The sequence below is a fragment of the Scytonema sp. UIC 10036 genome (assembly GCF_009725235.1).
The window spans coordinates 12,683-26,592 of record NZ_WJFC01000083.1 but is presented as its reverse complement, the minus strand read 5'-3'; the positions used below and the strand labels follow the sequence as shown (position 1 = coordinate 26,592).

General features: G+C 42.2%; 10 protein-coding genes. 7 read left to right on the top strand and 3 right to left on the bottom strand.

The window, feature by feature from the left end:
- Nucleotides 1-22 precede the first annotated feature (22 nt).
- A complete protein-coding gene (locus F7734_RS31755; protein ID WP_155748541.1) occupies nucleotides 23-1,144 on the top strand; it encodes a thiamine phosphate synthase in 1,122 nt (373 codons plus the stop codon).
- The gene (gene thiS, locus F7734_RS31750; RefSeq protein ID WP_166482277.1) at nucleotides 1,137-1,349 is read left to right on the top strand and encodes a sulfur carrier protein ThiS; all 213 of its coding nucleotides are present in this window, start codon (nucleotides 1,137-1,139) and stop codon (nucleotides 1,347-1,349) included. Before F7734_RS31755 ends, thiS begins: the two co-directional genes overlap by 8 nt.
- On the opposite strand, the gene F7734_RS31745 is transcribed toward thiS, so the two are convergent.
- Nucleotides 1,346-2,584, bottom strand: a complete 1,239-nt coding sequence (locus tag F7734_RS31745) for a glycosyltransferase family 4 protein (protein WP_155748539.1) — start codon at nucleotides 2,582-2,584, stop codon at nucleotides 1,346-1,348. The two genes, thiS and F7734_RS31745, sit on opposite strands and share 4 nt — an antisense overlap.
- 1,032 nt (nucleotides 2,585-3,616) lie before the next feature.
- Here F7734_RS31745 and F7734_RS31740 point away from each other — a divergent pair.
- A complete protein-coding gene (locus F7734_RS31740; RefSeq protein WP_155748538.1) occupies nucleotides 3,617-4,582 on the top strand; it encodes a DUF1517 domain-containing protein in 966 nt (321 codons plus the stop codon).
- Between the two features lie 251 nt (nucleotides 4,583-4,833).
- Here the strand turns inward: F7734_RS31740 and F7734_RS31735 are convergent, their stop codons facing one another.
- On the bottom strand, nucleotides 4,834-6,609 hold the full coding sequence (locus F7734_RS31735) for a bifunctional serine/threonine-protein kinase/formylglycine-generating enzyme family protein (protein ID WP_155748537.1): 1,776 nt from the start codon (nucleotides 6,607-6,609) through the stop codon (nucleotides 4,834-4,836).
- Between the two features lie 130 nt (nucleotides 6,610-6,739).
- Here F7734_RS31735 and purT point away from each other — a divergent pair, with 130 nt between their 5' ends.
- Nucleotides 6,740-7,909 (top strand): formate-dependent phosphoribosylglycinamide formyltransferase, encoded by a 1,170-nt coding sequence (purT, locus tag F7734_RS31730; RefSeq protein ID WP_155748536.1) that lies wholly within the window; start codon nucleotides 6,740-6,742, stop codon nucleotides 7,907-7,909.
- 28 nt (nucleotides 7,910-7,937) lie between these two features.
- Here the strand turns inward: purT and F7734_RS31725 are convergent, their stop codons facing one another.
- Nucleotides 7,938-9,200 carry a glycoside hydrolase family 10 protein gene (locus F7734_RS31725; protein WP_243147196.1) on the bottom strand — a complete coding sequence of 421 codons (1,263 nt, stop codon included), beginning with the start codon at nucleotides 9,198-9,200 and terminating at the stop codon, nucleotides 7,938-7,940.
- 330 nt (nucleotides 9,201-9,530) lie between these two features.
- Between F7734_RS31725 and F7734_RS31720 the strand changes: the two genes are divergently transcribed.
- From F7734_RS31720 to F7734_RS31710, 3 genes are all read left to right on the top strand, one after another.
- Nucleotides 9,531-10,505, top strand: coding sequence for an aldo/keto reductase (locus F7734_RS31720; protein ID WP_155748535.1), 975 nt, complete (start codon nucleotides 9,531-9,533; stop codon nucleotides 10,503-10,505).
- A gap of 412 nt (nucleotides 10,506-10,917) precedes the next feature.
- Nucleotides 10,918-12,444: an NAD(P)/FAD-dependent oxidoreductase gene (locus tag F7734_RS31715; RefSeq protein ID WP_155748534.1), complete on the top strand. Its 1,527-nt coding sequence runs from the start codon at nucleotides 10,918-10,920 to the stop codon at nucleotides 12,442-12,444.
- A 249-nt stretch (nucleotides 12,445-12,693) separates the two neighbouring features.
- On the top strand, nucleotides 12,694-13,908 hold the full coding sequence (locus F7734_RS31710; RefSeq protein ID WP_155748533.1) for an FAD-dependent oxidoreductase: 1,215 nt from the start codon (nucleotides 12,694-12,696) through the stop codon (nucleotides 13,906-13,908).
- Nucleotides 13,909-13,910: the final 2 nt, after the last annotated feature.

Genomic DNA, 13,910 nt, shown 5'->3' with positions numbered 1-13,910 from the left:
AAATACAAAGAATATTACGAATATGAAAGAGGCTGGCTGTTACGATGAAAGCACGAATGGGGTTGTTGTAATGGTCGAAGCCCATAACCAAAAGGAACATATTCAGCAGGTTGTTTACCGGATACTGGATGCCAATCTGGATCGAGCTCGCGAGGGATTGCGTATCATTGAGGAATGGTGTCGGTTTGGCTTGAATAGCGCCCAACTGGTTGGGGAATGTAAGAAAGAGCGACAAGAATTGGCAAGCTGGCACACCCCCGAATTGCGGGCGGCGCGAAATACTCCTGATGACCCCGGAACGGAACTGACTCACCCTCAAGAGGAACAACGCACGGACATTAAGTCATTGTTACAAGCAAATTTTTGCCGGGTGCAAGAAGCGTTGAGGGTTTTAGAAGAGTACGGCAAGCTTGATAACCCCAATATGGGGAAAGCTTTTAAGCAGATGCGCTATCGTATTTATACCCTAGAAAGTCGTCTGATGGGATATGAGAGGCAACAACTTTTATTGCGATCGCATCTGTACCTAGTCACCTCCCCGAACGAACGGTTGCTTGAAACTGTGGAAGCTGCTCTCAAAGGAGGATTGACTCTGGTGCAGTACCGCGACAAAGTAGCCGATGATACTAAACTTTTGGAGCAAGCCAAGAAATTGCGGCAGCTGTGTAGCTCCTACGGTGCTATTTTTATTATCAATGACCGAGTGGATTTGGCTTTGGCAGTAGATGCAGATGGCGTGCATCTCGGACAACAGGATTTACCTATTGCTGTTGCCCGTCAATTACTCGGTCCTCACCGCTTGATAGGTCGTTCTACCACAAATTTACAAGAAATGCAAGCAGCTATTGCTGATGGTGCAGATTACATCGGCGTCGGACCAGTTTATGAAACTCCTACAAAGGAGGGCAAGGCAGCAGCTGGGTTAGAATACGTCAGCTATGCTGCTAAAAATTGTCCTATCCCGTGGTTTGCTATCGGTGGGATCGATACAAGCAACATCAATGACGTTATTGATGCAGGAGCAAATCGCGTGGCTGTGGTACGCAGTCTCATACAAGCGGAACAACCCACCCTGGTGACACAATTTTTTATCTCTCAACTGACAAATCGTGTGAGACCACAACATGGTAAGCCCTATATCTGATCCAATTACACTTCAGGTGAATGGCGAAACTCGCAATTGCCTACCTCAAACTGCTTTACCAGAATTACTCCAACAATTGGGGTTCAATCCCCGTTTGGTTGCCGTAGAATACAACGGTGAAATTTTACACCGACAGTTTTGGTCGGAGACGAAAATTCAACAAGGCGATCGCATTGAGGTCGTCACCATAGTGGGTGGTGGCTAGGTTAAAAAACTCGATCCTTGGGAATCGGGAGTATAGAGCGATCGCATTAAAGTTTTCCGACTTGCCAATTGTTTCCCTCTGCGCCCCAATGCTTCGCGCAAGTTCCGATCCTGACAAAGACGCTTAAACGCTTGGAAAACTTCGTATCCGGAGTTGGGATCTACGAGAATGCCATTGTCTTCATGGTAGATAATATCTGAGACACTTCCCAAATGAGAAGCGATCGCAGGCTTGCCAAAGTAACCTGCTTCCAAGCAAGCCATGCTGCCACCACCAAAACTCGATAGTTTCTTATTATCGCATAAACTTAGCATTGCAAATATATCACAAGCTGCATAATAACTTGTTAATTCTCGGTCTGAAACGTACCCAGGAAAATGAACCCGCCCCTGTACCCGCAAGCGATGTGCCAAAGATTTCAGTTCAGACTCATAAGAACCCCGCCCGCACAAGATGTAGTATACGTCAATCCCACAAGTTAGCAGGAGTGTCAAATTTTCAATAACGCGGTCAAAGCCTTTACGCTTCGTCAACTGTCCTACTGAAAGAATAACCACTGCTGTCTCTGGAATTTTATACCCAGAGCGGAGGCTAGCGCGTAAATCCCTGACGCTATCTGGAGTTGTCACACCAAATTTTTCTCCTCTGACAGCAGGCTTGATGGCATGGGTAGGTGTCTTAAAATTAAAATGAGTCGCCAAAAAATTTTGCGTACACGAACTGCTACACACAATCCCTTGCACTCGGTTTAGTGTAAGTTCAAACAGAGGGCGCAATATAGGGTGATGTGATAGACCAAGAATATCCTGACCGTGTAGGTAGATGAAACAGCGAACGGGGAGGAGGTAGCTTAAGAGCAACAGAGAAAGAAAATGGTAGCCATGACCCCATTCAATATAGCGGTAGTGATAGCGAAAGTAGAGTTTAATCGCTAGTACAAACGCCCAGAGCACATTGAGGAGAGTTTGCACTAGATTCCCCAAAAGACTACCACACCACAAGCGGGAAATAGGCCAGCGATATATGGGAAACCGTTGAGCTTTATCAAACAAGCGATCCCCATTAGAACTAGCGGCTAAAACAATCACTCGTTCTGGATCTTGCAGACAACGACTGTAAATGTACTCCTCAATTCCTCCTTCTTGGGGTTGAAAGGAACGAGATATAACCAGGATGTCCGGGTAAGATGCAGCTTTAGTTCTAGCGGGAGCACTTATTCGTGAAATATTTTCCATCAGACATCTGAATAATTCAACATCAGGAAAGCTGAAAAACGAAATATTATCAACAGAATTGAAAAATGTATTTTTAGCTTGCTGGGTAACGTTTAGCTCAAACTTACCATTAGTCTAGTGGGTTCCTGAGAAAATTCTATTCCATCTAAAGGATTAGTTCGAGAGTACATAGTTATCCCTTGACCTTCAGTTGATATCGGAGTGTTAGCTGCTGGATAACTGCTTTTTGGGCTTGAACCAAAAAACTTAGCAGTGACTGTAAAATACACAGCAGCCGACTCCTGTTGAAATTACGCTGGTTGGCTATTGTTCTTAGAATATCTGAATACCACTGAAATGTGATGCCAAAATGCCAAAAAGCTACCTTTCTTAATTAGATTTTTGAGAAAAATTAAGAAATAATTTTATTTTTATTAGTAAAATTTCTGACTTCTTAAAGAAGTCCAAAATCTTGGATCGATTTAGAATAACTATATAGGAGACCCCTCATCTGTACTCTCTCGTTCCCAGGTTCTACCTGGGAATGCAGGCTGCGAGGCTCCGCCTCGCCTTACAGATCGCTACAGGAGGCGGAGCCTCCCGAAAAGGCATTCCCAGCCTCGGGCTGGGAACGAAGTGGGGGGTCAGACCTATCATTCACCAACAGCATCCCAAGGGGACAGCGTTAGTCGGGAGGTGGGTATTGCCAACCTTACTTACAAATCAAGAGTTTAGAATCTTAAAAAATAAGTAAAAAAAATAACTGGTGAAGAACAAGTATCTGTAGGATGTACAACCACAGGTAGATTTAGGATAACTATCCAATCCCAAGTCCCCAGTCCCCAATCGCCAATCCCCATCTTGTTCGGTTATCTACTCCAGAAATCCACCCACGGTTTGCTGTTGAGTTGAGAGGTAAGACAGTACATTGGAAATGTACCTTGTTATCAAACCAACAACCCCTTAGAGGCTACAGGCTGACGTCACCCACAGACCTTCATAATTAGGATTGGGAGAAAAGATAACCAATACTGTTTTTCAAGTGACTGGATTATGCATAAAAAACTACAACAAGCTATCAAACCCGTTTTAAAATCCCTGTTCCTCCTAAGCCTTGTGTTCGCATTAGCATTCGGTCAAGCTAATGGAGCGTTAGCCGCTAGCGGAGGTAGAATCGGAGGTGGTTCTTTCAGAGTCCCTTCGAGCCGTCCTTACTCATCTCCCCGGACTTACGCACCTCCTGGTGGAGGATACTATGCTCCCTATCCTGGTGGTGGTTTTGGCTTTCCTTTCCTGATTCCCTTTTTTGGGTTTGGGGGCGGGTTAGGTACTCTGTTTAGCGTTTTGATATTTCTAGCGATCGCAAACTTTTTTGTCCAAACCTTCCGACGCGTTGGTAGTGGTGAAGAAGTTGGCAGCAACCCAAATGTTTCCGTCACGAAATTGCAAGTTGGTTTGTTAGCGAGCGCCCGTGGTTTGCAAAACGAACTGAACTACATTGCTGAAACGGCTGATACCAACTCTCCTGAAGGTAGAGCAGAAATTTTACAAGAAGCAAGCCTCGCCCTGTTACGCCATCCAGAATACTGGGTTTATACTGGTTCAGGGACGCAACAAGCACGTTTAAATGCTGCTGAGGCACAGTTTAATCGTTTGTCAATAGCAGAACGCAGCAAATTTAGTGAAGAAACTCTCACTAACGTTAATAACCAGCTCAAAGGAGCAACACCTAAAGATGCTTTACCTGCTGTGGGGGGTGAACTCGACAATCCCACCAAGTTGATTGCAGAAGGTCCTGGTGAATATATTATAGTTACCTTACTAGCTGCAACACTGGGTAAATTCCAACTTCCAGAAGTTAACAGTGCTGATGATTTGCGTCAAGCTTTACGTGTTATGGGTAGTATTCCCGGCGAGCAACTCCTAGCAATGGAAGTACTTTGGACTCCACAAGCTCCTGGCGACACCCTCACCTCTGATGACATCTTAGCTGAGTATCCAGATTTGAAACTAGTTTAGAGATTCTCTATAGTCTCAATATCGACTTCCTTTTAGGTGGGCAAATTGCTCACCTTTTTTATTTCTCGTCCCTCGTTCCCAGGCTCTGCCTGGGAACGCAGGCTGCGAGGCTCTGCCTCGCGTGACTGACTTAATCAGACAAGTTGTGCATCATCTTGTTCAAGTTACAAAAGGAGGCGGAGCCTCGAGTAAGGCATTCCCAGGCTGAGCCTGGGAACGAGGGAGTCGGGGATCTGAGACTCAATAGCAATTCAAGTTAACGAAGACAACACGACTCGAAAGCCACAATTGCCATGTCCCCCTGATGCATTTTTACTACGATTTGCGCTGCGACATTTTGCTGGATGATCGTACCAAGAGCCGCCTCGAAGCACCCAGCGATCGCTCTCTCCGTCAGATTCCCACACACTTCCATCATTGGGAGCACCAAGATAATTATCGTGCCAAGGATCGGCACACCATTCCCAAACTAAGCCATGCATATCATATAACCCAAATGCATTGGCAACGTTAACGCTGCCTACTGGTGTTGTTTGCTCGCGGTATTTACCTGTTGTTGACTTCTTAAAGGTATGAATTCCTACATAAGTATAATCTCCATTATAGTTAGCCAGATCGGTTGTTATTGATTCGCCAAAATGGAAAGGTGTTGTAGTGCCAGCACGACAAGCATATTCCCATTCCGCTTCACTAGGTAAACGGTAATTGCGTTTAGTGGTTTGCAATAGTCTTGCACAAAATTCTTGTGCATCATACCACAAGACATTTTCCACTGGTCTATTTGCACCTTTAAAATCTGATGGATCTGGATTTAATTGTTTATTAATAGAAGGTAAAGCTGCAACAGCTTGCCATTGTGCTTGAGTTATGGGAAATTTACTCATGAAAAAAGGTTCTACTGTTACGAGATGCTGCGGATATTCATCATGAAACCCCTCATTTTCCGGCGATCCCATCATAAAACTACCACCAGGAATTGCCACCATTTCTAAAGTCACTCCATTCCCCAAGGCTTGAACAAAAAAGTTTGCATTGTGGCGATCGCAACTAATTTCTTGCCCTCGTGCATCTACATTAACGACACAAAATTCAAAGGATTTTAATTCAGATTTTTGTTTACCATTCAAATGCTGTAAAGCTTCTTCAGCAGATTGATACCTATCTTTAGCAAAATGTTGCAGCAACTTATCCAAAATTTGCTCTAACTCGGTGCTAATGCTAACACCTTTTTCCTGTAAACGTTCCCGCCACAACCATTGAGCATTGTAAGCATCATAGAGATTGTCTGAGAAATTTCCCGATACATCTGCTACAGGCAAACATTGAGTTAACAAACGCACGCAAGTTACACCCAAAGCGTATAAATCGCTAGCTGCACAGACATATCCTTGTATCTGTTCTACAGGCGCATAACCGGGAGTATAAATAACCGTACCTGGTTTTAAAGTCGTTTGAGTGACTTGTTTAGCACCGCCAAAATCAATTAATATGAGTTTGCCATCACTTTTGCGGCGAATGATATTTTCCGGTTTAATATCCCTATGGATAACGTTACGTTCGTGGATAAATTGCAGAACTGGTAATAAATCCAATAAAATGTCTCGAATGTGACTTTCTTCAAAGGAATGTTGTCGAACTTCCTGTAAGAGAGTTTGTCCCTCGATAAATTCCTGTACGAGATACAAACTTGTACTTTGTTCAAAGTAAGCAAGCAACCTCGGAATTTGAGGATGATCTTCTCCAAGTTCATAAAGTCGCTTGGCTTCTTCCTTAAACAATTCTGCCGATTTAATACGTGCTGTTCCTTGTATGGGTGGGAAAAATTGCTTGATAACACAGGGCGCATCCAATCTGTCAACATCTGCTGCCGCATATGTTCTGCCAAAACCCCCTTCCCCTAACAATCTCTTCACATAGTACCGATGTCTCAGGAGGTTGCTAAAATGACTTTGTCCGCAGCTAGTACAAAATTTGTTACCATCGAAGTTAAACGGGTTTGAGCATTCAAGATTTTGGCAGATTAGCATAATGAGCCTGTGTTGGCATACCGATGTGAAGTTAGCCCCAGTACTATAGAGTGTAACTCACAGAGTTTATTCATTATGACTCAAGTCTAAATTGTTCAAGATACTGAAGCGATATAGCTAGGAAAAAACCATGAGTTCCATCAAGCTGCCAAAAAAATTAATGTTGCTAGGTTCGGGAGAACTCGGTAAGGAATTTGTTATTGCAGCCAAACGACTTGGCAATTATGTTGTTGCTGTCGATCGCTATCCCAATGCTCCAGCAATGCAAGTTGCAGATGCTAATGAAGTTATTTCGATGCTCAACCCTGACGATCTAGAAGCTGTTGTCGTCAAACATCAGCCTGAGTTTATTATACCAGAAATTGAAGCCATTAGAACAGAAAAACTTCTCGAATTTGAGCAACGAGGAATAACAATCATTCCGACTGCGGCTGCCACTAACTATACGATGAATCGTGACAGAATTAGAGAATTAGCACATCAAGAGTTAGGGATTCGGACTGCTAGATACGGTTATGCAACAACCTTAGAAGAATTGATAGCAGTTTCCAACAAAATTGGATTTCCCAATGTTGTCAAACCCGTGATGTCATCGTCAGGCAAAGGACAGTCTACCGTGCGTGACAAAAGCGAAGTAGAGAAAGCGTGGAATTATGCGATCGCAGGTTCTAGAGGAGACAGTCAAAAAGTCATTGTCGAAGAATTTATTAACTTTGAACTTGAGATTACATTGCTAACAATAAAACAATGGAATTCCCCAACGATTTTTTGTTCTCCTATAGGTCACCGCCAAGAAAGAGGAGACTATCAAGAATCTTGGCAACCAGCAGAAATGACAGAAACAAAGATATTAGAAGCGCAGGAAATAGCCAAAAAGGTCACTGATGCGTTAGGTGGTGCGGGAATTTTTGGTGTTGAGTTTTTTATTACGAAAGATGAAGTTATCTTTTCCGAACTGTCCCCCCGACCCCACGATACTGGTATGGTGACATTAATCTCGCAAAACCTCAACGAATTTGAACTGCACTTGAGAGCAATTTTAGACTTACCCATACCCAACATAGAACAATTAGGTGCTTCTGCTAGTGCCGTTATTTTAGCTACCGAACCTTCAGACAGTATAAACTACATTGGTGTAGCCGAAGCGCTAGCAGATAAAGACGTAGATATTAGACTATTTGGTAAACCAAATGCCCATCCTTATAGAAGGATGGGAGTTGCTTTAGCCAAAGGAGAGAACGTGCAACAAGCCAGAGAAAAAGCAACAAAAGCCGCAAGCTTAGTGAAAATTCAGCCCTAATTATTTGTCATTTGTCATTTGTCATTTGTCATTGGTTACTGATGACTGGTTCGGGTTCAGTGTTAATCTCGGTTGTGCTTACTGAACGGACTTCAGCCCTAGCGCGGAGTGCGGGATAGGGGAACAAGCTTTGAAGCCCAGCCAGTCTTTGTGCAGTAGGTTCGGGAGCATAATTCCACAAACTTTCCAAGTAGAAGAAGGCGACACCCAAACCGCGTTCTTGAACAGCCCGCACTTGAGCCTTAATTTGTTTTATGGGAACTGGATTATTTCGCAACCCTGCCATAATCCCGACTCCTGTTGGAATCTTTTGTTGCACTTCTTGCATTTCCGGGCGGGAAATCTTTTGGATAAAACTGTCCAGATTGGGGCGATAAACTTGCACGATCAGTTCGTCTACTATATTCATGCGTACCCAAGTGAGCCAGTCTTGCAGGTGTAACTTGTATGCAAAGTCGTAGTAATTGGGAGAAACTGAAAAAATTGCGTTTGGTTTTCTCTCTTTTACAGCTTGATTGAGCTGTACCATAAACGCCGTGATTTTATCTGCTCTCCAGCGCAACCACAATGGTTCTTGAGAATTGCTGGGAGGATTGTTTTTGGTTTCTTGATTGTACAGTGAAACTGTATATTTATCGTAGCCAAACTCCGAGGGCAAACTCATGTGATCGTCAAACTGAATGCCATCGACATCATATTGGGTAACAATTTCCAGTACAAGATCGCGGATAAATTGCTGTACTTCTGGATGAAATGGATTGAGCCATGCGACTTCACCAGCCGCGCCAACATAAGTTTGACTGCCATCACGCTTTTGAGTCAGCCAATCTGGATGATTCAAAGCTAGCTCTGATGTTTCTGGAGTCATGAATCCAAACTCAAACCAGGGAATCACAAACAAACCTTGACTGTGCGCTTGGGCAATCAGGTCTGCAAGTATATCACGTCCATCATTGCCTTTCAAGACAAAAGGCTGAATCCCCTCACGTTTTGCCACAGCACTGGGATACATGACATAGCCGGAATTCCATACGACAGGATAAATAGTGTTAAAGTTCAACTTCCGCAATTGAGTTACCGCATCCTGTACTTTAGAACGATCCCTCATGACATTGAAATCGTTATTAGTCATCCAAACTCCACGAATTTCATGACGTGGAAGTTGTGCCAATGTGGGAGTCAAACTATCTATTAGTAGTACCGTAGCGAACGAGAGTACAACAAGGAGGGGGAAAAGAGATTTGATTATTCGCCGCCAACCTTGACTCATGAAACGTGATGTCAATTTCATAGCTTTATAAAATGCTGTAACTAACCACACCCCATCGCGTGCGTCCCCGATTCAACCCACCAATCTTATAGTTTACAAGCATTTATGCTTATTAAAGAATTGAGGGAGGATATTTGTTGATTCAAGCTGACGCATTTGTTGTTGCATGGGAAACTGAAAAATACGGAGCACGCTTGGTAAGGTAGACGCATATATTGAGACAATTGTGCCAATTTTGGCTTTTGGTTAGAGAATAAATAGTGAATATGTCATATTATGGATACCAATCTTCTTGACTAGGTTGTCTTACGATGAACTTTTGAAGAAGCTTCTGTAAAGGACGAGTATAAAATGACGCATGAACTCTCCCTTCCATTTATGGGTTGTGGAACTTGGGCATGGGGTAACCGCTTGCTCTGGGGATACGATGAAAGTATGGATAGTCAGTTACAAAATGTTTTTAACCTTTGCGTAAGTCATGGCGTAACCTTATTTGATACGGGAGATTCTTACGGAACAGGGAGATTAAACGGGCGAAGCGAACAACTTTTGGGACGGTTTTCCCAGGCGTATGTGGGTTCAAACAAAAACGATATTTGCATTGCCACAAAACTTGCTGCTTATCCGTGGAGATTGACACGGCGATCGATGGTGTCTGCTTGTCAGTCCTCAGCCCAACGCTTGGGAAGAAATGTGGATTTGGTACAAATGCATTGGTCTACAGCAAATTATGCTCCTTGGCAAGAGGGCGCACTTTTAGATGGACTTGCCGATCTTTACGAACAAGGGCTTGTTAGAGGAGTCGGTTTATCGAACTATGGTCCCAAATGGCTGCAATGGGTATATAAAAGATTTGCAGAGCGAGGAGTGCCAATCTCAACCTTACAAGTTCAGTATTCGCTGTTATCTACCTATCCTGTCACTCAACTGGGATTGAAAGAGACGTGTGATGCGCTTGGAATCAAATTGATTGCCTACAGCCCTTTGGCATTAGGATTATTGACAGGAAAATATTCAGAAAAGGGTCCTTTTCCTAAAGGGATTCGTGGTTTATTATTTAGGCAGTTATTACCAGGAATTCGTCCATTATTGGCTTGTTTGCGAGAGATAGCGGAGGCAAGAAACAAAACTATATCGCAAGTGGCAATCAATTGGTGTATTAGTAAAGGAACTATCCCGATCCCTGGAGCAAAATCTGTGGAGCAAGCAAGGGACAATATTGGCGCTTTGGGTTGGCAGTTGGATGCTGGGGAAGTGGCAGAATTGGATAATGCGGCAGGAAGTTCGGGGAAAAAAATGGTGCAAAATATTTTTCAGACGAAGTAAATTTTGTCATTAGTCATTGGTCATTGGTCATTGGTAAGGATTTGAGGCGGATTGATATTTGGTAGCGTAATACTGTTTATTTTCACACTTTGCGATCGCTCTGTGAATGTCGTTCGAGAACAAGTAATTATGTCAATATGTAAATTTATCTGCTTGCATAAGCGAAAAAATTTAATAATTTCTTCTCCCAAAAGACAGAGGGAATGTTTAGTTGTAGAAATTATGTTGGAAAAAAGACAGAGGATATTTGAAAAGTTCTGAGCGGATAGAATTCTCTACTGCACAAACACAGTCTGCCTACGCGGACTAATCAAAAACCAAGAATCAAGGGTTTTAAACTTGCTTGTATAGCCAGCGACATAGTATAGCCAGCGAATAAACATTGCAAAGGTATATCCAAACGGAGGTCAAAATGCAACCGGATTACTTGATTGTAGGCAGTGGCTTATCAGCATTGGTATTTGGATCTCTTATGGCAAAATCCGGGAAGAGAGTTCAAATTTTGGAAGCCCATGAATATCCAGGAGGTTTTGGTCACACTTTTACGTTGGCAAAAAAGTATAAGTTTAATGCCCAACTCCATTATGTTTGGGATTGCGGTGAAGGGCATACCGTAAACCAGGTTTTGAAAAAACTGAACTTAGATAAAGAAGTGACATTCGAGCGCTACGATCCTAACGGTTTCGATCGCATGAGAATGCCAGACTACTCGCTAAACATTCCGTCAGAATCCGAAGAGTTAATCCGGCGACTGTCCGATCTCTTTCCTCAACATATCTCCCAGATTCGGAAATTTGTCCTTGAAGTACGAAAGGCTAGCGAGGGACTCAAGAGACTAGCACCGCCAATTAACCCTACTGAATTATTCAAACATTTTGGTGAAGTATCCTGCGCCGTCAAGTATCTTAACAGTACGCTTCAAGATGTTTTTGACAAATTCAAACTACCTAAAGAAGCACAAACACTTTTAGCATTGCAATGGCCTGATTTTTTGTTACCACCCAATCAACTCTCTTTTTACGCTTGGACGATCTTATTCACAGGATATCAAGAAGGCGCTTTTTACCCCACACACCATTTTGAGCATGTCATCAACTCATTAGTCAAAGTTATTGAGGAGAATGGAGGCGAAATTCTTCTCAATCAGGAAGTCACGCATTTTGCGATCGCAAACAAAACTATAACAGGAGTCAAAGCACGCGATCGCATCACCCATCAAATTCGTGAATTTACTGGAGAAAACATTATCTGCAATATAGATCCTCAAAAAGCTGCCCATATGATAGGAGTAGAAAACTTCTCCAGGACAGTACGCAAGAAACTGAATTATGAGTATTCCCCCTCTAACTATATGGTCTATTGCGTCGTCAAAGATATCGATCTTCGAGACTATGGATTTGGAAAATGGAACACCTTCCATACCGAACAAAGAGATTTGAATGAAGCCTTTTATCAAATGTATGAAAAGCATGACTTTTCCAAACCTAGTTTTGCCATCACAACACCCACATTAATGACCGAAGCTGAGCAAGAATGTCCAGAAGGATGTCAAATTATCGAGTTCTTGACTGTTGCTAACTACGATTACTTTAAAAAACTGAAAGAAACCGACAAAAAAGCTTACCGACAAAAAAAAGAAGAAATCCTGAACTCCATTTTAGATGTAGTTGAAGAAAAATACATTCCTAATTTCAGAAAATACATTGTCTTTAAAATTACTGGAAGTCCAACAACAAACGAAAGGTTTTGCTGGTGTCCACAAGGAAATTCCTATGGTTCCAACCTTACCCCCCGTAATATGGGAATTAGCAGATTAAACTACGAAACATCCTTAAAAAACTTCTACTTTTGTAATGCCTCATCTGGTTATCCAGGATTTGCTCCTACATTTTGGACTGGAGCCACTCTATATCAAACATTATCAAGAGATCCAATTTGATAAAATTACCTCTCTTCTTTCTCCCTTGCTCTTTGCGTCTTTGCGGTTCATTTAAATAAGTATTATTTTTCAAAAATGAAATAGCATTTGAATGATTAAAAAAACCGCAGAGACGCTGAGAGCGCAGAGAAAGGGTAAAGAGAAATAATTCCGATACAAGAGTTTTTATATTATAAGGTATCTTTTAATTTAAAGAAACTAGTTTTTCACGGATTTTACTAATAACGAAAGAGGTGTAAAGAATGACATATGAAAATAGCAATAATTGGTGGCGGCGCAAGCGGTATGGTCACTGCATATCTACTTAATAAAAAAGGTCATCACGTTACAGTTTTTGAAAAACAACCCATATTAGGCGGGCATATTCGGACATTAAATAAAAACGTTCAACCCAATCACTCCCATTGTCAGCAGCTTTTAGAAGGAGGCGTACTCGAATTTCCTCGTGCATTTCACAACTTCCTAAAATTAATGCAAGAACTAGACGTAGAATTAGAACCCGTAAATATGGGTTCGGCACTCTTCTTAAAAGATGGTCGTCACTTTCTTTCAGAGTTGGCAATCCAAAAAAACTTCGCAGGAATTCAGCGTACCATTGAGTCACTTAAGCTTAAAACTTTCTACGCCTGTTCCTTGGGATTATCTTTAAAGATACGCTTTATCCGAATACAGGAGCTATGCGAGCGGTCAATGTCTAAATTTTTGAAACGCCAATGCGTTCAGAATTGGTGGCTAAAATTGCTCACTATGTATAGCTACTCAATGCCATTTAATGCCATCGATAATTTCCCAGCAGAACTAGCAATTCCTACGCTGCGAGATTATGTCTTTGTAGACTGGGTAAGGATTAAAGGAGGAGTCTATTCCTATATTGAAAAAATTCTGGAACGCTTTAAGGGTGACATCTTGGTTAATGCTGAAATTAGCGAAATTTTCAGACAACCAAACTCTGTTACAATTCGACTATCTGGTGATGTAAAATATCTGTTCGACAAGGTGGTTTTTGCAACACCTCCCGACCAGGTAATGAAATTAGTATCCGATCCAACAGATGAAGAAAGGAAACGGTTTTCACCTTGGCAGAAAAATTTAGCAAAAACGGTTATACATACAGATACTTCGATGTATGACAGACACGGCATTAAACAATCTTCAGAATTTGATTTTTTCCAAACTGATACTGGATGGGGATATAACGCTTACCTCAACCAGCTTTGTGGAATATCATCGACTCTACAATACAGTCTGGCTTTTAATCTAAATGATGCGATCGCTAAAGACAAAATCCTTCATATTCAGGAACATCACACTCCCTTATACACTGTTGATTCCTTTAGGTACAGAAACGAAGTTATTATGACCAATGGAGAAAACAACACCTACTATGCAGGAGCTTATCTTGGAGATGGATTGCATGAAGGAGCGATTGTTTCCGCAATCCAGGTTGCTCAATTAATTGGGTAATA

Bases quoted from the DNA above. Each gene is read 5' to 3' on its own strand.
- F7734_RS31710 (WP_155748533.1), top strand. From the start codon at position 12,694: ATGAAAATAGCAATAATTGGTGGCGGCGCAAGCGGTATGGTCACTGCA.
- F7734_RS31755 (WP_155748541.1), top strand. From the start codon at position 23: ATGAAAGAGGCTGGCTGTTACGATGAAAGCACGAATGGGGTTGTTGTA.
- F7734_RS31725 (WP_243147196.1), bottom strand. From the start codon at position 9,200: ATGAAATTGACATCACGTTTCATGAGTCAAGGTTGGCGGCGAATAATC.
- F7734_RS31745 (WP_155748539.1), bottom strand. From the start codon at position 2,584: ATGGAAAATATTTCACGAATAAGTGCTCCCGCTAGAACTAAAGCTGCA.
- F7734_RS31740 (WP_155748538.1), top strand. From the start codon at position 3,617: ATGCATAAAAAACTACAACAAGCTATCAAACCCGTTTTAAAATCCCTG.
- F7734_RS31735 (WP_155748537.1), bottom strand. From the start codon at position 6,609: ATGCTAATCTGCCAAAATCTTGAATGCTCAAACCCGTTTAACTTCGAT.
- F7734_RS31720 (WP_155748535.1), top strand. From the start codon at position 9,531: ATGACGCATGAACTCTCCCTTCCATTTATGGGTTGTGGAACTTGGGCA.
- F7734_RS31715 (WP_155748534.1), top strand. From the start codon at position 10,918: ATGCAACCGGATTACTTGATTGTAGGCAGTGGCTTATCAGCATTGGTA.
- purT (WP_155748536.1), top strand. From the start codon at position 6,740: ATGAGTTCCATCAAGCTGCCAAAAAAATTAATGTTGCTAGGTTCGGGA.